This is a genomic window from Streptosporangium vulgare (assembly GCF_042428775.1).
Taxonomy (GTDB): Bacteria; Actinomycetota; Actinomycetes; order Streptosporangiales; family Streptosporangiaceae; genus Streptosporangium; species Streptosporangium vulgare.
In genome coordinates this window covers 606500-626710 of sequence record NZ_JBHMBS010000001.1, presented here as the reverse complement: position 1 = coordinate 626710, position 20211 = coordinate 606500, and the positions used below count along the sequence as shown (strand labels likewise).

The 20211-nt window shown below is 72.3% G+C and carries 20 protein-coding genes; 5 read left to right on the top strand and 15 right to left on the bottom strand.

Annotated features, from left to right (window positions below):
* Positions 1–2: 2 nt before the first annotated feature.
* The 6 genes from trpC to ppk2 form a co-directional block, all read right to left on the bottom strand.
* Positions 3–812 (bottom strand): indole-3-glycerol phosphate synthase TrpC, encoded by an 810-nt coding sequence (gene trpC / locus ACFFRH_RS02725; protein WP_344743800.1) that lies wholly within the window; start codon positions 810–812, stop codon positions 3–5.
* A 170-nt stretch (positions 813–982) separates the two neighbouring features.
* A complete protein-coding gene (locus ACFFRH_RS02720) occupies positions 983–1426 on the bottom strand; it encodes a DUF2752 domain-containing protein (RefSeq protein ID WP_386153826.1) in 444 nt (147 codons plus the stop codon).
* Between the two features lie 192 nt (positions 1427–1618).
* Positions 1619–2071, bottom strand: coding sequence for a DUF4190 domain-containing protein (locus ACFFRH_RS02715; RefSeq protein WP_344743798.1), 453 nt, complete (start codon positions 2069–2071; stop codon positions 1619–1621).
* Between the two features lie 254 nt (positions 2072–2325).
* Entirely contained in the window at positions 2326–2928 is a 603-nt protein-coding gene (locus ACFFRH_RS02710; RefSeq protein ID WP_344743797.1) for a Trp biosynthesis-associated membrane protein, read from the bottom strand.
* A complete protein-coding gene (gene hisI, locus ACFFRH_RS02705; protein ID WP_344743796.1) occupies positions 2925–3272 on the bottom strand; it encodes a phosphoribosyl-AMP cyclohydrolase in 348 nt (115 codons plus the stop codon). The genes ACFFRH_RS02710 and hisI overlap by 4 nt, the downstream gene beginning before the upstream one ends.
* 158 nt (positions 3273–3430) lie before the next feature.
* Positions 3431–4387, bottom strand: coding sequence for a polyphosphate kinase 2 (gene ppk2, locus ACFFRH_RS02700; protein ID WP_344743794.1), 957 nt, complete (start codon positions 4385–4387; stop codon positions 3431–3433).
* Between the two features lie 410 nt (positions 4388–4797).
* On the opposite strand from ppk2, the gene ACFFRH_RS02695 reads away from it, so the two are divergent.
* From ACFFRH_RS02695 to ACFFRH_RS02680, 4 genes are all read left to right on the top strand, one after another.
* The gene (locus ACFFRH_RS02695) at positions 4798–5955 is read left to right on the top strand and encodes an amino acid ABC transporter permease (protein ID WP_344743793.1); all 1158 of its coding nucleotides are present in this window, start codon (positions 4798–4800) and stop codon (positions 5953–5955) included.
* Positions 5952–6716, top strand: a complete 765-nt coding sequence (locus ACFFRH_RS02690) for an amino acid ABC transporter ATP-binding protein (RefSeq protein ID WP_344743792.1) — start codon at positions 5952–5954, stop codon at positions 6714–6716. The genes ACFFRH_RS02695 and ACFFRH_RS02690 overlap by 4 nt, the downstream gene beginning before the upstream one ends.
* Before the next feature lie 187 nt (positions 6717–6903).
* Positions 6904–7902 (top strand): ABC transporter substrate-binding protein, encoded by a 999-nt coding sequence (locus tag ACFFRH_RS02685; protein WP_344743790.1) that lies wholly within the window; start codon positions 6904–6906, stop codon positions 7900–7902.
* Positions 7899–8438, top strand: a complete 540-nt coding sequence (locus ACFFRH_RS02680; protein ID WP_344743789.1) for a GNAT family N-acetyltransferase — start codon at positions 7899–7901, stop codon at positions 8436–8438. Before ACFFRH_RS02685 ends, ACFFRH_RS02680 begins: the two co-directional genes overlap by 4 nt.
* A gap of 4 nt (positions 8439–8442) precedes the next feature.
* On the opposite strand, the gene ACFFRH_RS02675 is transcribed toward ACFFRH_RS02680, so the two are convergent.
* Entirely contained in the window at positions 8443–10215 is a 1773-nt protein-coding gene (locus ACFFRH_RS02675) for an ABC transporter ATP-binding protein (protein ID WP_344743788.1), read from the bottom strand.
* A gap of 103 nt (positions 10216–10318) precedes the next feature.
* The gene (locus ACFFRH_RS02670) at positions 10319–12130 is read right to left on the bottom strand and encodes an ABC transporter ATP-binding protein (RefSeq protein WP_344743810.1); all 1812 of its coding nucleotides are present in this window, start codon (positions 12128–12130) and stop codon (positions 10319–10321) included.
* Positions 12131–12282: 152 nt separating this feature from the next.
* On the opposite strand from ACFFRH_RS02670, the gene ACFFRH_RS02665 reads away from it, so the two are divergent.
* Positions 12283–12912, top strand: a complete 630-nt coding sequence (locus tag ACFFRH_RS02665; RefSeq protein ID WP_344743786.1) for a TIGR03085 family metal-binding protein — start codon at positions 12283–12285, stop codon at positions 12910–12912.
* 359 nt (positions 12913–13271) lie between these two features.
* Here the strand turns inward: ACFFRH_RS02665 and ACFFRH_RS02660 are convergent, their stop codons facing one another.
* The 7 genes from ACFFRH_RS02660 to ACFFRH_RS02630 form a co-directional block, all read right to left on the bottom strand.
* A complete protein-coding gene (locus ACFFRH_RS02660; protein WP_344743785.1) occupies positions 13272–13505 on the bottom strand; it encodes a hypothetical protein in 234 nt (77 codons plus the stop codon).
* Between the two features lie 156 nt (positions 13506–13661).
* Positions 13662–14471 (bottom strand): DUF1295 domain-containing protein, encoded by an 810-nt coding sequence (locus ACFFRH_RS02655; protein WP_344743784.1) that lies wholly within the window; start codon positions 14469–14471, stop codon positions 13662–13664.
* On the bottom strand, positions 14464–15963 hold the full coding sequence (locus tag ACFFRH_RS02650) for a class I SAM-dependent methyltransferase (RefSeq protein WP_344744402.1): 1500 nt from the start codon (positions 15961–15963) through the stop codon (positions 14464–14466). The genes ACFFRH_RS02655 and ACFFRH_RS02650 overlap by 8 nt, the downstream gene beginning before the upstream one ends.
* Positions 15960–17195: a class I SAM-dependent methyltransferase gene (locus ACFFRH_RS02645; RefSeq protein ID WP_344744403.1), complete on the bottom strand. Its 1236-nt coding sequence runs from the start codon at positions 17193–17195 to the stop codon at positions 15960–15962. Before ACFFRH_RS02645 ends, ACFFRH_RS02650 begins: the two co-directional genes overlap by 4 nt.
* On the bottom strand, positions 17192–18010 hold the full coding sequence (locus ACFFRH_RS02640; RefSeq protein WP_386153815.1) for a DUF1365 domain-containing protein: 819 nt from the start codon (positions 18008–18010) through the stop codon (positions 17192–17194). The genes ACFFRH_RS02645 and ACFFRH_RS02640 overlap by 4 nt, the downstream gene beginning before the upstream one ends.
* Positions 18007–19302, bottom strand: coding sequence for an NAD(P)/FAD-dependent oxidoreductase (locus ACFFRH_RS02635; protein ID WP_386153812.1), 1296 nt, complete (start codon positions 19300–19302; stop codon positions 18007–18009). The genes ACFFRH_RS02640 and ACFFRH_RS02635 overlap by 4 nt, the downstream gene beginning before the upstream one ends.
* Before the next feature lie 84 nt (positions 19303–19386).
* Positions 19387–20199, bottom strand: a complete 813-nt coding sequence (locus tag ACFFRH_RS02630; RefSeq protein ID WP_344744405.1) for an alpha/beta fold hydrolase — start codon at positions 20197–20199, stop codon at positions 19387–19389.
* Positions 20200–20211: the final 12 nt, after the last annotated feature.

Below are 20211 nucleotides of genomic sequence, written 5' to 3'. Positions count from 1 at the left end.
GCTTACTGCCCCTCGGGTCGGGATGCTGGGTGGGCACCGGCGGTGACCAGGTCGACCACGGCGGCTCGCGGGTCCTTGCCGGTCACCAGGCTCTCGCCGACCAGGACGGCGTCGGCGCCCGCCCTGGCGTAGGCGAGCAGGTCGTGGGGGCCGCGCACGCCCGACTCGGCGATCTTGATGACGCCGTCGGGGATCTTGGGAGCCAGCTTGGCGAACACCTCGCGGTCGACCTCAAGGGTCTTGAGGTTCCGTGCGTTGATACCGATGATCTTGGCTCCGGCGGCGAGCGCCCGGTCGAGCTCCTCCTCGGTGTGCACCTCGACCAGCGGGGTGAGCCCGATCGACTCGGCCCGCTCGATCAGCGAGACCAGCGCGTTCTGGTCGAGCGCCGCGACGATCAGCAGCGCCAGGTCGGCGCCGTAGGCACGGGCCTCCCACAGCTGGTACGAGGTGACGATGAAGTCCTTGCGCAGCACCGGGATGTCGACGACGGCGCGCACGGCGGCCAGGTCGTCGAGGCTGCCGCCGAAGCGCCGCCGCTCGGTGAGCACGCTGATGACGTGGGCGCCGCCCGACTCGTAGTCACCCGCCAGCGCGGCGGGGTCGGCGATCGCGGCCAGAGCCCCCTTCGACGGGCTGGAGCGCTTGACCTCGGCGATGACCGCCACCTGGTCGCCGCCCAGCGCCGCGTACGCGTCGCGGGGGGCGGGCGCCCGCCCGGCCCGCTCCTTGAGCTCGGCCAGCGTCACCCTCTCCTGCCGCTCGGCCAGATCGGCGCGGACTCCTTCGAGGATCTCCTCGAGCACGCTCACTTGCCCTCCTCGCGAAGCTCCGGGGCCAGGTTCGCGAACGTTGCCGTGTCCGTGGTTCGCTCGCTCCGCTCGCTCACGAGTTAGGCCCCTCCCGAATCGACTGCCCTTGTTCCGCCGATGCTATCGGCCCTGCCGGGGTCGCTCCGCCACGGGGTGAGACCTATCGGTGACTATGGGGCCAGGAATTCCCCAAAAGGAAGATTTCGCGCTATCCAAAACACGACCATCAAAGCGAGCAATAACCACACGTACGCCGGGCGCATGGATTTCCCCGCGGGCACGCCACCGGACTCGCCGCCCGACCAGGCACGCAGCGTCCACCGGCCCCAGAGCGCGACCAGCACCGGGATCACGAGCACGACGAACGGGTTGAGTCCCAGGGCCGTCACGGGATCGCCGTGGACGAGCGCGTACACCGTTCGCAGGCCGCCGCAGCCGGGACAGTAGAGGCCGGTGAGCATGAGGAACGGGCAGGTCGGGTAGTGGCCGGGCTCGTTGGGGTCCACCGCCCCCACGAACGCCACCGCCGCGCCCGCCGCCAGCGCGGTGCCGAGCGGCGCCAGCACGGCCACCGCACGCGACCCGCGCGAAACCCCGGTCTTCCCTGTCACCACGCCGTCACCACGCCGTCACCATGCCGTCCCCACACGGTCACCGTGCCATTCCCGTGCCGTCTCCGTGCCGTCTCCGTGGCCCGTCAGCACCTCTCACCGGCCACCCTACTCACGGCCTCGCCCCGCCCCCGGGACTCCGGGGCTCCGGACGCGAGCCCCGCGTGAAACCGGCACCGGACGCCCGGCCCCGCGTCAGTAGTTCAGGCCGCTGCCGGCCAGGGCGCCGAAGCCGATCAGCCAGACCAGCAGCGCCAACCCCACCCAGCACAGGACGCCGAAGTAGGACAGGACCAGGCCCGCGATGGCCATGCCCCGGCCCTCCTCGCCCGTCCGCTTGATCTGTCCCAGCGAGATGTGTCCGAGCACCACACCCACGATCGAGGTGAGGCCGCAGATGAACAGCCCCGCGATGCCCATGATCAGCGCGGCGACGGCCATGCCGTTGTTGCCCCTGTGGGGCGGCGGCGCGCCGTAGCCGCCGTAGGGGTCGTAGCCGCCGTCGGGCGGGCCGTACCCTCCGTACCCCTTGGCGCCGTAACCGCCGGGGGAGCCGTAACCGCCGGATGGGTCGTAGCCACCCGAGGAACCGTAGCCGCCACCTCCTGGGGGCTGGCCATAGCCATCCGAGTGATTGCCATAGCTCATGAATGACCCCCAATTATCCGAGTTGCGGGCGAAATCCTAGCGAAAATGCTCCAGGAAGGAGAGGATCCGTTCACGGTTGTAAGCGCGTTGTGAGCAAGTCGTAGCCGAAAGCGCTCATCCTCGACACACTTGAGGCACTTGACGTTTCCGGCGGCCCGGCGTTCCACCGGAGGTCGGCGTCCGCGGAAATCGGAGCCCACCAGGACCGGCGCTCGCGGAGATCGGCCTCGCCGGAGGCCGGCGCTCACCGGGGGTCAGCGTTCGCGGGGGTCCGGGTCGGCCGTCGGGTCGGTGCCCTCGTCGATGGCGTCCCACAGTGCCCGCTCGCTGGGAGCGCTCTCGGTGGGGGCGGGACGGTTCGCGGTGCCGGCGGGACCGGGCCCCTGCCGGTCGTACCGGCCGGACATGCCCGGCCAGCGCCCGCCGCGCAGGATCGCCGCCACGCCTCCGGCGAGCAGCAGGAGCCCCCCGGCGGAGGCGAGGATCGGCCAGACGACGGCCGACGCGACCTGCGGGGCGGTGCCGGCGGACATCGGCGCCCGCTCGGCGGCGATCCGCAGCGCGGCGCCCGCGCCGCTCCCCCACCAGGAACCGGCGATCATCCCGGCCCCGCCGAGCGCCATCACCGCTCCGACGAGCCCGCGCCACACGCCTCCCGTGGCGAGGACGGCGACCACCGCGGCGAGCGCGGCCCAGGCGGCGGGGCCGAGCGCGGGGACCAGTTCGGCCGCGGAGACCGCCACCTCGCGGGTGTCGTACGTCACGGTGAACCAGTCGCGCCCGGCGGCGAGGAGCACGAGGGCGGCGCCCGCCACGCACACCGCGAGCCAGGTCCACAGCTCCCGCCTGGCCGTCACGCCCGGGTCACCGTCAGCTCGTCGGCGTCGAAGCAGGTCCGGTCGCCGGTGTGGCAGGCGGCGCCCACCTGGTCGACCTTGAGCAGGATGGTGTCGCCGTCGCAGTCGAGCGCGGCGGACTTGACGTGCTGGACGTGGCCGGAGGTGTCACCCTTCACCCAGTAGGCTCCGCGGCTGCGCGACCAGTAGGTGGCCCTCCCGGTGGTGAGCGTGCGGTGCAGCGCCTCGTCGTCCATCCAGGCGAGCATGAGCACCTCGCCGGTGTCGTACTGCTGGACGACGGCGGGCACCAGCCCGTCGGCGGTTCGCTTCAGCCGGGCCGCGATGGCGAGGTCAAGGGACATGCGGCAATTGTGCCGCAACCGGGGAGAGGGGTCGTGCCCGGCTCCGCCGTAACCGGTCAGGCCGGGCGCGGCGGCCGGAGGGCCGGAACCGGGAAAGGAGCGGGGACGGAAACACGGAGGGGGCACAGGGGCGGCCCAGGGGCGGCGTGGGAGCCGGCTCAGTGGCTGCGGTCGTCGTCGAGCACGTCGGCGGCGTGGACGACGATCCTGGGGTCGGGGGTGCCGACGATCTCGTGGTCCTTGTTGTCGTACTCGAACAGGCTCAGGACGTGGCGCATCGCCTCGATCCTGGCCCGCTTCTTGTCATTGCTCTTGATCACCGTCCACGGGGCCTCCTCCGTGTCGGTGTGGATGAACATGTCCTCCTTGGCGGCGGTGTAGTCCTCCCACTTGTCGAGCGACTCCAGGTCCATCGGCGAGAGCTTCCACTGCCGCACCGGGTCGACCTGGCGGATCACGAACCGGGTGCGCTGCTCGCTCCGCGAGACCGAGAACCAGAACTTCACCAGGTGGATGCCGTCGCGGACGAGCATCCGCTCGAACTCGGGGGCCTGCTCCAGGAACTCCAGGTATTCCTCGGGGGTGCAGAAGCCCATCACCCGCTCGACCCCGGCGCGGTTGTACCAGGAGCGGTCGAAGAAGACCATCTCACCGGCGGCGGGCAGGTGGGAGATGTAGCGCTGGAAGTACCACTGGGTGCTCTCGCGCTCGCTCGGCTTCTCCAGCGCCACCACGTTCGCGCCCCGGGGGTTGAGGTGCTCCATGAAGCGCTTGATCGTGCCGCCCTTGCCCGCGGCGTCGCGTCCCTCGAAGAGGACGACCATGCGCCCCCCGGTGTCCTTGATCCAGTACTGGAGCTTGAGGAGCTCGATCTGGAGGAGCCGCTTGAGCCGGTCGTACTCCGCCCGGTCCATCCGCTCCCCGTAGGGATACTTCTCCCGCCAGGTGTCGACCGGGCTGCCGTCCTTGCGGACCAGCACGGGATCGTCGTCGTCATCGTCGTTGACCCGCAGATCGGTCAGCTCGTCGAGCAGGTCGCTGCGGTCTATCGCCGCGTGGACGTCCACCACGGGGAACTGGCCGTCCGACGTTTCCCCGCCAACCAACTCTGCCATCGGTCCCTTCCCTCGGGCGGGCGTGGGGCCCGCCTCTGCCCTGCCTCTACCTCGCCCTGAGCAGGCTAATCCTTCCTGAGCGCCCCTTTCTTCGCGGGTGATCCGTCCCGTTCTTTGCCGGTCGATCCGCCCCGATTAAAAACCTACTAAACAAGTAGGTCTTGACGGGATTGTGAACGTGTGTTGAAGTGATGCCGTGCGCCCAGAGTTCCCGCCGGTGGCGGGCGAGCACCTCGCCCCCCGCCGCGCCCGCCCTCTCCCCTGTCGTCGCTGACCCGCGTCCTCCCCTGTCGTCGCCGATCCGCGTCGCCACCGCCCTCCCGATCTTCCGGCGCCCCTCCGGTCTTCCGGCGCTGCGCACCACCCCCACGCCCCCACGCCCGGTACGACCAGCCAGAAAGGCCTCAGCCATGCCCGTCGAATTCTCAGGCGCCGACGGCGGTGACACGCACGATCCCCCCGCGGCCCCCGCGGCCCCCGCGGCCCCCGCGACCCACTCAGCCCTCGCGATCCCCGCGAACGCCGTGACCTCCGTGACCTCCCCGGCGGCGCCGTCCTCGATGACGGGCCGCCGGGAAAGCGGGCCCCGCGGGTACGCGTGGAGCAGGGCCCGCCTCGTCCCCGCGTCCGCCCCCGGCGGGTCCGCCGGGGGCGCCGGAACCACTGCCGGACCCCGCGTGATCCTGGCCGCCACTCCCCCCGCGGGCGGGCCCCCCGGCGACCCGGGAGACGCGGCGGCCGACGAGCGCCCGCTGAAGGTGGTCACCACCCGTCACCCCGGGCGATGGGTGGCCGCCCTGGGCGTCGCCGTGCTGCTGTCCATGGCGGTCAGCGCGCTGGTCACCAACCCGGCCTGGGAGTGGGAGGTGGTCGGGGAGTATCTGTTCGCGCCCTCCGTGCTGCGGTCGGTCGTGTTCACCCTGGAGCTGACCGCGCTGGGAATCGTCTTCGGCTTCCTGCTCGGCACGGTCCTGGCGCTCATGCGGCTGTCGGGGAATCCGCTGCTCAACTCGGTCGCCTGGGGCTACATCGCCCTGTTCCGATCGGTGCCGCTGATCCTGCAGCTGCTGTTCTGGTACAACCTGGCGTTGCTGTACCCGAGGATCTCCTTCGGCGTGCCGTTCGGCCCGGCGTTCTTCGACATCGGGACGATGGACCTGATCGGCCCGGTCACCGCCGCAGCGCTGGGCCTCGCACTGCACCAGGCCGCCTACGCCGCGGAGATCGTCCGGGCCGGGCTGCTCTCGGTGGACCACGGCCAGCGGGAGGCGGCCGCGGCGCTGGGCATCCCCAGGACCAGGCAGCTGTTCCGGATCGTCCTGCCGCAGGCCATGCGGTCGATCGTGCCGACCGCGGGCAACGAGATCATCGGCCTGGTCAAGGGCACCTCGGTCGTCTACATCATGGCCCTGCCCGAGCTCTTCTACCAGGTCCAGGTGATCTTCAACCGCAACGGCAGGGTCATCGCCCTGCTGCTGGTGGCGACCATCTGGTATCTCGTCATGACCTCCGTGATGTCCGTCGCGCAGCACTACGTCGAGCGGCACTACGGGAAGGGCCGGGCATGAGCGCCGCGATGGTCGAGCTGCGGAGCGTGCACAAGAGCTTCGGGTCGCTGGAGGTGCTGCGCGGAGTGGACCTGCGGGTCGCCGCGGGCGAGGTCACGGTGATCCTGGGCCCGTCGGGATCGGGAAAGTCCACGCTTCTCCGTACCGTCAACCACCTGGAGAAGGTGGACAGCGGCTCGGTGAGCGTCGACGGCGAGCTGGTCGGCTACCGCAGGTCCGGCGACAAGCTGTACGAGCTGCCCGAACGCGAGATCCTCCGGCAGCGGACCAAGATCGGCTTCGTCTTCCAGAACTTCAACCTCTTCCCGCACCTGACCGTGCGCCAGAACGTCACCGAGGCGCCCCGGTCGGCCCAGCGCAGGCCGAAGACGGAGGTGGACGCGCTGGCGACCCGGCTGCTGGAGCGGGTCGGGCTCTCCGACAAGGCGCACTCCTACCCCCGCAAGCTCTCCGGCGGGCAGCAGCAGCGGGTGGCCATCGCCCGCGCCCTGGCCCTGGAGCCCAAGGTCATCCTCTTCGACGAGCCGACGTCCGCGCTGGACCCGGAGCTCGTCGGCGAGGTGCTCGACGTGGTCAAGGGCCTCGCCGGGAGCGGGACCACCATGATCGTCGTCACCCACGAGGTCGGTTTCGCCCGCGAGGTCGCCGACACCGTGGTCTTCATGGACGAGGGCCGGATCGTCGAGCGGGGCACTCCGGCCGAGGTGCTGGACGCCCCCCGGCACGAGCGCACCCGTCTCTTCCTCAGCAAGGTCCTCTGACCCCTCGCGAAGCCCCTCTCGCGAAGCCCCTCTCGCGAAGCCCCTCTCACGAAGACCCCTCACAAAGCTCCTCCCTGAGGCCCCTTCGCGAAAACCCTCAAAGTCCCCTCACGAACAACCTCCCGCACCACCCACCACCCACCGCTCACCCGTCACCCCCGCACCCACCACCCGAGCAAGGACCGACATGTCGTTCATATCGAGGCTCGCCCCCGCCATCGCCGCCCTGCCACTCCTCCTCGCCGCCGCCTGCGGCGGTGCCGGAACCTCAGCCGGTACGACGGACAGGGCGGAGGCCGCCCCGGCCGCGGCCCCGTCGGGAACCGGCGGGGTGAAGATCAACATATCTCCCGAGCAGAACCGCGTCCGCGCCGAGAAGGTGGAGGCGATCGCCGCCAAGGTCCCCGAGGCGATCCGGTCCAAGGGCGCGCTCACCGCCGGATTCAACGGCGAGGGCGCGCCGCCCCTGGTGTCCCTCGCCGACGACGACACCACCCTGATCGGCGTGGAGACCGACCTCGCCCACCTGATCGCCGACGTGCTGGGCCTGCCCCTGAAGGAGGAGAACACCTCCTGGGAGAACCTGTTCCTCGCGGTCAAGTCCGGCAAGTACGACCTGGTGCTCAACAACGTCACGGTGACGGAGGAGCGCAAGGACATCTACGACTTCGCCACCTACCGGGTGGACCAGCTAGCCTGGCAGGTCGGCAAGGACAGCCCGATCACCAAGATCGAGAAGGCCGCCGACATCGCCGGGCTGAACGTCTCCGTCGGCTCCGGCACCAACCAGGAGAAGATCCTGCTCGAGTGGGACGCGCAGAACCAGAAGGCCGGGCTCAAGGCCGCGAACATCCAGTACTACCAGAAGTACGGCGACGTCCTGCTCGCGCTGAAGTCCGGCCGCGTCCAGGCCTACCTGGGCCCGAACCCCACCATCGCCTACCAGGTCGCGGTGGGCGGCGACAGCAGGATCGTCGGCACGCTCTCGGGCGGCGGGTCGGTCGACGGCCTGATCGCGGTGATGACCCTGAAGGGCAACGGCCTGGTCCAGCCGGTCAACGAGGCGATCAACACGCTCATCGAGAACGGCAAGTACGCCGAGGTGCTCAAGCGCTGGGGCCTGGACAACGAGGCTCTGCCCACCTCGAAGATCAACCCGCCCGGCCTGCCGAGGCAGCCGAAGTGACGATCGACTCCGCGAGGCCCGCCGCCCCGGGCACCGAACGTCCCCGTCCCCCGGCCCCGGAAGCCTCCCTCCAGGTGCGGTACGTGGCCGTCCGCGACCCCGAGGTCAGACCGCTCCTGGAGGACCTGCACCACGAGTACGCCAGCCGGTACGGGCCCAACGAGGAGATGAGCCGCTACCCCGACGAGCGGTTCACCCCCGAGCACGGGGGCGCGTTCCTCGTCCTCGTCGAGCACGGGCGGACCGTCGCCGGTGGCGCGTTCTTCCGTCACGACGAGGAGACCGCCGAGCTCAAGCGGATCTGGGCCCATCCGGACCACCGCAGGCGCGGCCTGGGCGTCGCCGTCGTACGGGAGCTGGAGCGGGAGGCCGCGCGGCAGGGCTACCGCAGGATCTACCTGACCACGGGCCCCCGGCAGCCCGAGGCGGCCGGGCTGTACCTCGCGACCGGATACACCCCGCTCTACGACCTGGGGGCCGACCCCGAGAAGGTCGGCCCCCACCCCTTCGAGAAGATCATCCGTGGGTCGGCGTGAACCGCTAGGAGCGGGCGGCCGAGACCCAGGAGGCGTGCAGGTCCGCGTAGACGCCGGGCCGGCGTACCAGCTCGGCGTGCGGGCCGCGCTGCACGATCCGGCCCTTGTCGAAGACGAACACCTCGTCCGCCGCCTCGGCGGTGGAGAGCCGGTGGGCGATGGAGACGGCGGTGCGGCCCCGGGTCGCGCCCTCCAGGGCGCGGGCCAGCCGCACCTCGGTCGCCGGGTCCACCGCGGAGGTGGCCTCGTCCAGCAGCAGCAGGTCGGGGTCGGCCAGGTAGGCGCGGGCGAGCGCGACGAGCTGGCGCTCGCCCGCCGACAGCGACTCGCCGCGCTGGCCGACCCTGGTCGACAGGTCGGCGGGCAGCCCCTCCAGCCAGTCGGTGAGCCCCAGCTCGGTCATGGCGAGCCGGATCTCCGCCTCGGTCGCCGAGGGGCGGCCGAAGGCGATGTTCTCCGCGAGGGTGCCGTCGAACAGGAAGCCGTCCTGCGGCACCATGACGATGCGGCTGCGCAGCGAGGAGAACCGGACGGTCCGCAGGTCGTGACCGTCGACCGTGATCCGCCCCGAGACCGGGTCCATCAGGCGGGTGAGCAGCTTGGCGAAGGTCGTCTTGCCGGAACCGGTCTCCCCCACCACCGCGATCCGCGAGCGCGGCGGGATGTCCGCCGAGACCCCGTGCAGCACCGGGACCCCTCCGGGATAGGAGAACCCCACGTCCTCGAAGGAGACCGAGATGGGACCGCGCGGCAGCTCCACCCCCTCCGGGCCCGGGTCGGCGACGTCGGCGGGGGTGTCGAGCACGCCGAGGATGCGCCGCCACCCGGCGACGGCGTTCTGCGCCTCGTTGAGCACCTCGGTGGCGATCTGCATCGGCGAGACGAACAGCGTGATGAGGAAGAGGAAGGCGACCAGGCGCCCCTCGGTGATGTCCTCGGCCAGCCCGAGCCGTACCCCGACCAGCACCACGGCCGCCAGGGTGACGGCGGCGACGATCTCGGTCAGCGGGAACACGGTCGCGACGATCCGCTGGGTGCGGGCCTGCGCCGCCATGTTGGCGTCGATCGCGACGTCGAGCCGCTCGGCCGTACGGGCCTCGGAGCCGTGGGCCCTGATCACGGCCGCGCCCACGACCGACTCGCTGACGGCCGAGAGCATGTCGCCGGTGCGCTCGCGGACCCGCGTGTAGGCACCGGAGAGCCACCGCTGGAAGCGCGGCAGGACGACCATGAGCGGCAGGAAGCACAGCCACACCAGCAGGGCGAGCTGCCAGGAGTAGACGAACATCAGCCCGGTGGCGACCAGGAGCTGGCCCAGGGCGATGATGATCATCAGCCCGCCCCACTGCATGAACACGCTGATCTGGTCGACGTCACCGGTGACCCGGGAGACGAGGGCGCCGCGCCGCTCGGAGTTCTGGGTGAGCACCGACAGGTCGTGCACGTGCCGGAAGCCGCGCACCCTGAGCGTGGCGAGCGAGGACTCGGTGGCCCGGTAGAGGCGGACGTTCATCAGGTACGCGCACAGCGCGGTGAACACCACGGCGGCGGCGCACAGCAGCACGGCGGTGCGGACGTAGGCCACGTCCGGGGCGCCCTCCGCGAGCCCCGTGTCGATGGTCTGCTGGACCGCGATCGGCACAATGATCTTGCCGACCGTGGCCACCACGGCGAGCGCGAGCGTGCCGGCCAGCCCCTTGCGGAACTCCGGCGTGAGCGACAGGCCGTGCCTGACGGTGGCCAGCCCCGATCGCTCGACCCCCTGGAACGAGCTCACCGGCACCGTCCCCCCAGCCCCGGTTCCAGGTTCAGATCCAGCTCCAGCGGACCGCGGCCCCGCGTCGGCCCGGCGGGGCGCTCCCCCGGCCGGTAGTGCTTCCTCACGCGCTGACCTCTTCCTCTTGCTCGGCTTGCTCGGCGTCGAGCGCCTCGCGCTCGGCGCCCTGGCGTTCGTAGGCGGTGACCAGGTTGCGGTAGCCCTCGCAGCGGGCGAGCAGCTCCGCGTGACCGCCCCGGTCGACGACCCGGCCGTGGTCGAGGTAGACGACCTCGTCGGCCAGGGCGATGGTGGCCATCCGGTAGGCGATGACGACCACGGTTGAGACCTGGGCCGCGTCCCGCAGCCCGTACAGGATCCTCGCCTCGACCTGCGGGTCGACGCTGGAGGTGGCGTCGTCCAGGACGAGCAGCCGCGGGCGGCGCACCAGCGCGCGGGCCAGGGCGATCCGCTGGCGCTGGCCGCCCGACAGGGTGGTGCCACGCTCGCCGACCCGGGTGTCCAGCCCCGAGGGCAGGGCGCTGACGAACCCCTCGGCCTGGGCCAGGCGCAGCGCCGCCCAGACGTCCTCGTCCCCGATCGGCCGGCCGAGGGTGACGTTGCCGCGTACGGTGTCGTCGAACAGGAACGTCTGCTGCGGCACCAGCGCCACCGCGTCGCTCACCCCGTTCCTGGCGACCTCGCGCAGGTCCGTGCCGTCCACCAGCACGGCGCCCTCCGCCGGGTCGACCAGGCGGACGAGGGCCTGGGCGAGCGTCGACTTGCCCGAGCCGGTGGGGCCGACCAGGGCGACGGTACGGCCGGGCCCGACCTCCAGGCTCACCTCGCGCAGGACGGGGAACTCGCCGTCGCCGTACGCGTAGCCGAGGTCGCGGACCTCCAGCCTGGCCGGTTCGGTGCCGGGCAGCTCGACGGCGCCGTGCTCCATGGAGCCGGTGGCGTCGAGCACGGCCTGGATCCGCTCGTAGCCGACGACGGCCCGGGGCAGCTCGGCGAGCACCCAGCCCAGCGCGCGGATCGGGAAGGCGAGCAGGGTGAACAGGTAGGCGACCTGGACGAGCACCCCGGAGCCGATCGCGCCGCTCTCCAGCCGCATCGCGCCGATCAGCAGCACCGCGAGCACGCCCAGGGTGGGCAGCGCCTCCAGCATCGGGTCGAACAGGCCGCGGACCCGGCCCACGGCGATGTTGGCGTCGCGCAACTCGCCTGCCTTGGCCTGGAACCTGGCGGTCTCCTCGTCCTCGCGGCCGAGGGTCTTGACGACCAGGGCGCCGTCGAAGCTCTCGTGGGCGATCTCGCTGACCTCGGCCCGCAACTGCTGGGCACGGGTGGCCAGCGGATTGAGTTTGCGCTGGTAGACCAGGTTGAGCACGGCGATCGCGGGAAAGACGAGGAACCCGACGAGAGCGAGGATCGGATCGGTGATCACCATCGCGACGGCGGCGGTCACCAGCATCACGACCACGCCGACCGCCATCGGCAGCGGGGCGAGCGGCGCCCAGGCGGCCTCCACGTCGGACCCGGCGTTCGACAGCAGCTGCCCGGTCGGATGCCTGTGGTGCCAGGCGAGGGGGAGCCTCAGATACTGGCGGGTGACGTCTCGGCGGGAGCGGGCCTGCATCCGATACTGCATGACCCCGGCGAAATACCGGCGTCCGGCCACGCCCAGCGCCTTGAGCAGGGAGACCCCGAGGATGAGGAGCGCGCCGAGGGTGAGCGTGCCCGTCGTGATCCGCCCGTCCCTGAAGGCCGGGAGCACGACGTGGTCGGTGGCCCAGCCCAGCGCCCACGCCGCGGCGACGGTCATCACGCCGTACAGGGCGCTGGACAGCACCGCGGCGGAGAAGATCGACTTCTCCGCCCGGATGGCGACCCCGAGGACCCCGAGTCCCCTGCGCATGACTGCGGTGGTCATCTTGCTCGCCACGCGGGGGGTGTCCTTTCGACGGGGAACGTTTCTACCTAAGTCCCTATCACTCTGGATCATCCGGTTATTCCCGAACCACCTTCGGTTAGTGTCACGTTCACACCTCCGGTTGCTCGCACAACGGCTCGTTAGGATCTGAAATGAACTACGCCCGCGCCGAACGATCCGCGCTCAGCGACCTGTTCGCCCAGCTCGGCCCGGACGCGCCCACGCTCTGCGAGGGCTGGACCACCTTCGACCTCGCCGCCCACCTCGTGGTCCGCGAGAGCCGCCCCGACGCCGCCGGAGGCATCCTCCTCAAGCAGCTCGCCGGGTACACCGCCAGGGTGCAGGAGTCCGTGAAGACCAGGAAGGGGTACGCGGGCCTCGTCGAGCTCGTGCGTTCCGGGCCCCTGGGGCCCTACCGTCTGCCCGGCCTGGACAAGGCGGTCAACACGACGGAGCTCTTCATCCACCACGAGGACGTGCGGCGGGCGCAGCGGGTCTGGGAGCCCCGGGAACTGCCCGCCGAGCTGGAGGAGAGGTTCTGGAAGCAGATCCACGGCGGCGCCCGGCTGTTCCTGCGCCGCTCTCCCGTCCGGGTGGTCCTGCACCGGATCGGCGGGGGTGTCGCGATCGGCGGCCCCAAGGACGGGCCGCAGGTCGAGGTGACGGGCACGGCCGGGGAGCTGCTGCTGTTCTGCTTCGGCCGCCAGTCGCACGCCAAGGTCGACGTGAGCGGCGACGAGGAGGCCGTGGCCAAGCTGATGGACGCCTCCCTGGGTGTCTGAGCCGGGGATCCTCCCCGGACGTCGTCTGGCCGGGGATCCGAGCCGGGGCCCGAGCTGGGCCTGAGCCGGGATCTGAGCCGGGGCCTGAGCGCGCCCGAACGGGACCGCTCCCCGGAGGTGGGGAGAAGATCGCAGGCGGCGGCCCGGACCCCGCGGTCCGGGCGGCGGCACGCCGCCGCACCGGCCCGGCCGCCGGGCGACCACCGTCCGGCGGCCCGGCGCCGAACGGCCGTCGATCAGCCGACGGCCGACCGGCCGGTCAGGCAGTCGGCCGGTCAGTTGGTCAGTCGGCCGGTTGGTCGGTTGGTCGGCCGGTCGGTTGGTCGGCCCGAGAGCCGGAAAGCCGGAAAGCCGGAAAGCTAGCGGATGCTGTCGCCCCGGTCCCAGCTCCCGGCCTTCGCCAGACCTCGAGCGATCATGTAGCCGACCGTGAGGATGGTGATGTACCTGATGGCGTGCTCCGCCCCGAAGGGGTCGCCGTAACCGCGCGCGTCGCCGCCGACCGCGAAAGCCGTGATCACGATCGCGATCAGGATGACGATGTAGGCGATGAACTCGGTTGTCTGGAACGCTGGTTTTGTTTCCGTGCCCAACCCGCGAGAGCCGACGTTCCGCGGCCGATCACCTGGCTGGCCTGATCCGACGGGCGATGTCATCGTCCTCACTCCTCGCTTCTGAATAATTACCTATAGTTACGATACATCGACCAATTCCCCTCTTTTTGTAACGACAAACGCCGCACCAGCCGCCTAGGCGCCGCCCGTCCCGCGCGGTGACCTGGGCGGGAGCGGGAAGAACCCGCTGGTGCGGCGGACGTAGTCGGCGTAGCCGGGACGGGATCGCGACAGCTGGCTCTCCAGCAGCGGCTTGCCCGTCTTGCCCGCCAGGAAGTACGTCATGAGCACCGGCGACAGCACGGTGAGCACTCCCGGCCACTGGTCGGCGGCGACGAGGAACAGGCCCCACCACACGCAGGCGTCACCGAAGTAGTTGGGGTGGCGGGTGTAGCGCCACAGCCCCGTGTCCAGCACCTTCCCCCGGTTTCCCGGGTCGGCCCTGAACCGGGCGAGCTGCTGATCCCCGACCGCCTCGAACAGGAACCCCACCAGCCAGAGGACGGCCCCGGCCCAGGCGATCCAGCCCGGCGGCTCCGTGCCGAGCATGGCCACCTGGACGGGGAGCGAGACGAACAGCAGGATGACACCCTGGGTGAGGTAGACGACGCGGACGGCGTACAGGGTCCGGTTGCCGGTGGCACGGCCGAGCATCCGCTCGTAGCGGGGGTCCTCGCCCTCCCCGACGTTGCGCCGCCCGATGTGCAGGGCCAGCCGGACCCCCCAGACCACGGTGAGCGCCAGCGCGAGCAGCCGCCGGGCGGGATCCCCGTCGGACAGCGCGTAGGACACCATGGCGACGAGCGCGAACCCGAGCCCCCAGGCCACGTCGATCACCGAGTGGCGCCCCACCCGCAGCGCCGCGGCCAGGGTGAGCGCCAGCAGCACGGCGACGGCGGCGGCCGAACCGAGCAGGGACCAGCCGAGGGCCGACAGGTCAAACATCTCGTACCTCCGATCGCCCGGACGAACCGGGCACGGTGGGCGACGCGGAGCCGGTCGCCGGATCGGACCCCGTGGAAGGCCTGGCGGGTGACGCCGCAGGAGGAACGGCGGAGAACGCGGAGCCGGGCGGCGCTCCGGACCCGGCCGAAGACCCGTCAAGAGACCCGGCAGGAGACGACGCGATGGGAGAAACGGCGGGGGGCGCGGAGCCGGGCGGCGCGCCTGGCCCGGTGGGCCGTCTCAGCAGGATCTGGTGGACGTCCATCCTGCCCTGCTCGAAGGCGAGGGCGCCGCCGACCAGATAGAGCCGCCACACGCGGGTCATCTCCTCGCCGACCATCGCGACGGCCTCGGCGTGACGGGACTCGAAGGTCCGGTACCACTCGTTCACGGTCGTGACGTAGTGCCCGCCCATCGCCTCGGCGTGCTCGAACACCAGTCCCGACGCCTCCAGCAGCCCGATCGTCGCCCCGACCGGGCGCATGTGCATGTCGGGGGCGATGTACGTCTCGATGAACGGGCCGCCGCCCGGGTGGCCCGCGCCGCGCGACATCTGCTGGACCAGCACCCGCCCACCGGGCCGTACCAGCCGGTGCAGGGCGGCGGCGTAGACCGGGTAGTTGTCCTGGCCGACGTGCTCGCCCATCTCGATCGAGGCGATCGCATCGTAGGGACCGCCGGGAGCGCCGGGAGCGCCGGGAGTACTGTCGACGTCGCGGTAGTCCCGCAGCCGCACGGTCACGTCCAGCCCCTCCGAGCGCGACTCGACGAACGCCTTCTGCTCCCTCGACAGCGTCACCCCGGTGGCCGACACCCCGTACTCGCGGGCGGCGTGCAGGATCAGCGAGCCCCACCCGCAGCCCACGTCGAGCAGGCGCATGCCGGGCCGCAGGCGCAGCTTGCGGCAGACCATGTCGAGCTTGCGGCGCTGGGCGGCGGCGAGGGTGTCGCCCGGCTCGAAGTACGCCGAGGAGTAGGCCATCGACTCGTCCAGGATCAGCGAGTAGAAGTCGTTGGACAGGTCGTAGTGGTGGGAGATCGCCGCCCGGTCCCTGCTCCGGCTGTGGGCCCTGCCGCCGAGCCTGGCCTCGGCGGCAGGCGGCGGCAGCGGGCGGCCGAGCGCACCGCGCACCCTCACCAGCGCCCGCGCGGCGCGCAACGGGGCGACCGCGCGGGCCATACGAGCCGTGCGGGCCCTGTGGGCCGTGGCCCAAACCCGGCGCAGCCCGTCGGCCAGGTCGCCCTCCACGTCCAGTTCCCCGGTCACGTACGCCCTCGCCAGGCCGAGCTCCCCGGGGCTCCACAGCAGGCGCCGCAGCGCGCGGGGCGAGCGCAGCACGACGGCGGGGGCGTCCGGCGGCCCGTACGCGCCGCCGTCCCAGGTGCGCAGCCGCAGCGGCGGCTCCCCGCCGAACAGGCCGCGCAGCAGCGGCGCGAGAACGGCCGCGGCGCCGGTGGCCGCGGATGCGGGGGTGGATGCGGTGACGGTCATGCTTCCCTCCCGAGGGTGAACTGCCAGACGTCCAGGTAGCGTGAGCGGAAACCCGCCTCCGAGTAGGCGAGGTAGAGCGTCCACATCCGGTGGAAGACCTCGTCGAAGCCGAGCGCGCCGATGGCGTGGACGCGCTCCAGGTAGCGTTCCCGCCACAGCCGGAGCGTCTCGGCGTAGTCCTCGCGCAGCGAGAGGCGGTCCACGACGCGCAGGTTCCCGAGGTTCTCCTCCACCGCCCGCACCGAGGGCAGCATGCCGCCGGGGAAGATGTACTTCTGCACCCAGGTGTGGGTGTCGAGGGTGGCCAGCATCCGGTCGTGCGGCATGGTGATCGCCTGGATCGCGATCCGGCCACCGGGGGCGAGGAGTTCCTCCAGGGCGCGGAAGTAGACGGGCCAGTAGCGCGCGCCGACCGCCTCGATCATCTCGACGCTGACGATCGCGTCGTAGCTGCCGCCCACCTCGCGGTAGTCGGCCAGCAGGATCTCCACCCGGTCCGACAGGCCCGCGTCCGCGGCCCGCGCGGTGGCCAGCGCCCACTGCTCCTGCGACAGCGTGACGGTGGTGACGGCCGCGCCGCGCGAGGCCGCCCGCAGCGCGAGCTCGCCCCAGCCGGTGCCGATCTCCAGCAGCCGGGTGCCCGGCCCCACCCGCGCCTGGTCCAGCAGCCGGTCGATCTTGGCCCGCTGGGCGTCCGCGAGCGTCGCCCACGAGGCGGGCCCGTCGAACAGGGCCGCGGAGTACGTCATGGTCTCGTCGAGGAACTCCGCGAACAGCTCGTTGGACAGGTCGTAGTGGCGGTGGACGTTGCGCCGGGTGTCCTCCTCGGCGCCCAGCTCGTCTCCGGGCATCCTGCGCACGGCCAGCCGCCGCAGCCGCTGCAGCGCGGGCGGGACGAGCGTGGTCAGCCGCTCGGCCATCACGGTGAGCACCGCGACCAGGTCGTCGGCGTCGTCGGCGTCGCCTGCCTCCCAGTCGCCCGCCATGTACGCCTCGCCGAAGCCGATCAGCCCGGAGGCGCCGAGCCTGCGGTGGAAGTCGCCGGGGCGGCGTACCCGCATCACCGGGCCGCCGGTGCCGAGCCGCTCACCGCCGGGCAGTTCGACCGTGAGCGGCAGCCGCCGTACGGCGCGCAGGAAGAGCCGGCGGGCGAGGGCGCCACGCAGGCGCGAGGCGGGAACGGCGGAGACGTCGGGCCAGAGCGCGGGGGCGCGTCCGGTCGTCGTGGTCATCTGGGTCCTCCGGGGGGAATGATCTTCAGGCCGCGCAGGTACAGGGAGACGCCCTGGCGGCGGATCCTGGCGCTGCCCGCCAGGGGGGCCATCGGGTACCGGGCGGCCAGCCGGTGGAGCCAGGCCCCGGTCGCCGGCCGGCGGCGCCCGCGCACCCCGGCCACGAAGGGCGGCAGCCCGTCGCGGTGCAGGACGACACTGAGCGCGAGCCGCTCACCGGGCTCGGGGAGACTGAGCCGGTAGCGGCCGTCCACGCCGTTGAACGGCGAGACCCGGAACTCCTTGGCCACCTCGCGCTCGCCGGGGCGCAGCAGGTAGCGGTGGCGCCCGCCGTAGGTGTTGTGCACCTCGGCGACCACGGCCGTGCCTTCGGCGGTGTCGCACCAGTAGACGCTCAGCGGGTTGAACACGTGGCCGAGCACCCGGGCGTGGGTGAGCATCCTGACGCGGCTCGCGGCGATCCCGTGCCCGGCGAGGAAGGCGTCGACGTTCTGCCTGATGCTCAGCGCGGGGTCGCCCGCGTGGTCGCGCGCGTGGAACGCGGCCAGCCACCGGTCGCGCGGCATCCGGTCCAGGTCGACCAGCCACATGTAGGAGCCGTAGGCGAACTCGTTGCGCACCGGCGCCGACCGGACATGAGTGATCACGCACTCGTACAGCGCGCTCTCGTACGGCGCGCTCTCCAGCGCTTCCGGCGTCGCGGGGACCTCCGGCGTCGCGGGAGCCTCCGGCATCGCGTGCGTCTCGGGGACCTTGGGCGCCTCGCGCGGCGCGGGCGTCTCGCGCGGCGCGGGCGTCTCGCGCGGCGCGGTCACCAGCGCGCCCCGAGCGCCTCGGCCGCGCGCACGCCCGAGCGGCAGCCGTCCTCGTGGAAGCCCCAGCCGTGGTACGCCCCCGCGTAGGCGACCACGTTCCCGCTGAGGCCGGGAAGCCTCTCCTGGGCGGCGACCGACTCGGGGGTGTAGATCGGGTGCTCGTAGACCATCCGGGCGATCACGTGCTCGTCGGGGATCTCGTCTCCGAGGGTCACCAGGTGCGGTCGCGGCGCGTCGAGCCGCTGCAGCCGGTTCATGTCGTACGTGACCCGCACCCCGCCCGCGCCCGCCGCGCCCTCTCCGCTCTGCCCGCTCCCCCCGCTCCCCCCGCTCTCCCCGCTCTCCCCGCACGATTCCATCCGGTAGTTCCACGAGGCCCGCGCCCGCCGCGCCCCGGGCAGTACCGAGGGGTCGGTGTGCAGGGTCGCCGGGTTGCGGGAGTAGCGGAACGCGCCGAGGATCTCGCGCTCGTCGGGGGTGGGGTCGGCGAGCAGGCGCAGCGCCTGGTCGGGATGGGTGGCGACCACCGCCGCGTCGAACCGGTGGACGGCCCCGTCCGCGTGGAACTCCACCCCCTCGCCGGTGCGGCGCAGCGCACGCACCGGGGCGGAGGTGCGCACCGCGGTGAGGGACTTGGCGATCCTCTCGACGTACTCGCGCGAGCCCCCGGTGACCGTACGCCACCGCGGCGAGCCCGAGACGCCGAGCATGCCGTGGTTGGCCAGGAACGCGAACAGGTAGCGGGCCGGGTAGCGCCCGGCGACGGACGGGGGGCACGACCAGACCGCGGACACCAGCGGTGTCGCGAAGTGGGCCACGAAGTACGGGGAGAAGCCCGCGACGAACTCCCCCAGCGTGCGGTCGTCACCGCGCTCCAGCGCCTCGCGGGCCAGCCGGTGGAAGCGCGGCACCTCGGCGAGCATCCTCAGGTACGCGGGACGGGCCAGGCTGGAGGGCCGCGCGAACAGTCCCGGCGCCTTCCTGCCGCCCGCGTACTCCAGCCCGCAGCCCCCGCACGAGACCGACATGCTCATCTCGGACGGCTGGGTCCGCACGCCCAGCTCCGCGAAGAGCCGGACGAGGTGGGGGTAGGTCCGCTCGTTGTGGACGATGAACCCGCTGTCCACCGCCAGCGTGCGGCCGTCGCCGGACGGCACGTCGTGGGTGTGGGCGTGCCCGCCGATCCGGTCGTCGGCCTCGAACACGGTGACGTCGCCGCTCCGCCGCAGCACGTACGCCGCGGTCAGCCCGGCCACCCCGCTGCCGACGACGGCGATCCTGCGTCTTTCCATCAATGTCCTCTCACCTGGGGGTTCGGTCGAAGCTCTCGTTGGGCCGGCCGAGCCGGAACCGCGTACACCGGCGTCCCGGGACGCTCAGACCGTCTGCCGGGACAGCCCCGCCGCGGCTCCGCGGAAGGCGTCCGTCACCGGTCCCGCCCCGGTCGGCCCGTCGAGCGACAGGAGGGTGAACTCCGCCGCGAGCCGGTGCCAGAGCGCGGCCCGGCGGAGCATCGCGTGCCCCTCCCCCGCCACCTCGATCGCGGCCACCTCGCCCGCGGCCCCCCGCTGGGAGGCGGGCGCCCCCGCACCGGGGACGAGCCCTCCCGAGGTGGGCGCCCCTGCGCCGGAGGCGAGCCCTCGCGAGGCGGGCGTCCCGGCACCGGGCCCCGGTTCTCGCGAGGCGGATCCCCCCGCGCCAAACGTCCCGCTCCCGTGCGCCCGCACGGAGCCGCGCCGCAACCGCTCGGCGTAGGCCCAGGTGGCGCGCGGATCGGTGACGGTGTCGCGGTCGCCGTGGGCGAGCAGCACGCGCGTGCCGCCGAGGTGTCCGGCCGGCTCGCCCGCGGGCAGCCAGGGCGCCAGCGCGGCGACCGCGACCACCAGGGGATGTCCCACCATCCGCAGCGCGGCCCGCGCGCCCATCGAGTGACCGATGAGCACGGCCGGCACGCCGAGCCCCTCGACGAGCTCGTGCAGGTCCGCGACCGGCGAGGCCTCCGCGCCGTTCCATCCGCGCACCCGGAACCTGGGCCGCGAGACCACGACGTCCCGCCCGCGCACGGCACGGCGCACGGCCCGCTCGAAGGGAATCATCCGCAGGACGGCGAGCTGGGTCGGCGTCGTGGGCTCGTGGCCACGGGCACGCCCGCCGTGCAGGACGACAACGGCACCGGCAAATCGGGTCATACAGGGCCCCTC

Excerpts from the sequence above, each read along its gene's own strand:
- hisI (WP_344743796.1), bottom strand. The coding sequence starts at position 3,272 with ATGTCCCTTGACCTCGCCATCGCGGCCCGGCTGAAGCGAACCGCCGAC.
- ACFFRH_RS02690 (WP_344743792.1), top strand. The coding sequence starts at position 5,952 with ATGAGCGCCGCGATGGTCGAGCTGCGGAGCGTGCACAAGAGCTTCGGG.
- ACFFRH_RS02650 (WP_344744402.1), bottom strand. The coding sequence starts at position 15,963 with ATGACCGTCACCGCATCCACCCCCGCATCCGCGGCCACCGGCGCCGCG.
- ACFFRH_RS02630 (WP_344744405.1), bottom strand. The coding sequence starts at position 20,199 with ATGACCCGATTTGCCGGTGCCGTTGTCGTCCTGCACGGCGGGCGTGCC.
- ppk2 (WP_344743794.1), bottom strand. The coding sequence starts at position 4,387 with ATGGCAGAGTTGGTTGGCGGGGAAACGTCGGACGGCCAGTTCCCCGTG.
- ACFFRH_RS02695 (WP_344743793.1), top strand. The coding sequence starts at position 4,798 with ATGCCCGTCGAATTCTCAGGCGCCGACGGCGGTGACACGCACGATCCC.
- ACFFRH_RS02655 (WP_344743784.1), bottom strand. The coding sequence starts at position 14,471 with ATGTTTGACCTGTCGGCCCTCGGCTGGTCCCTGCTCGGTTCGGCCGCC.
- ACFFRH_RS02715 (WP_344743798.1), bottom strand. The coding sequence starts at position 2,071 with ATGAGCTATGGCAATCACTCGGATGGCTATGGCCAGCCCCCAGGAGGT.
- ACFFRH_RS02685 (WP_344743790.1), top strand. The coding sequence starts at position 6,904 with ATGTCGTTCATATCGAGGCTCGCCCCCGCCATCGCCGCCCTGCCACTC.
- ACFFRH_RS02645 (WP_344744403.1), bottom strand. The coding sequence starts at position 17,195 with ATGACCACGACGACCGGACGCGCCCCCGCGCTCTGGCCCGACGTCTCC.
- ACFFRH_RS02670 (WP_344743810.1), bottom strand. The coding sequence starts at position 12,130 with ATGACCACCGCAGTCATGCGCAGGGGACTCGGGGTCCTCGGGGTCGCC.
- ACFFRH_RS02665 (WP_344743786.1), top strand. The coding sequence starts at position 12,283 with ATGAACTACGCCCGCGCCGAACGATCCGCGCTCAGCGACCTGTTCGCC.
- ACFFRH_RS02635 (WP_386153812.1), bottom strand. The coding sequence starts at position 19,302 with ATGGAAAGACGCAGGATCGCCGTCGTCGGCAGCGGGGTGGCCGGGCTG.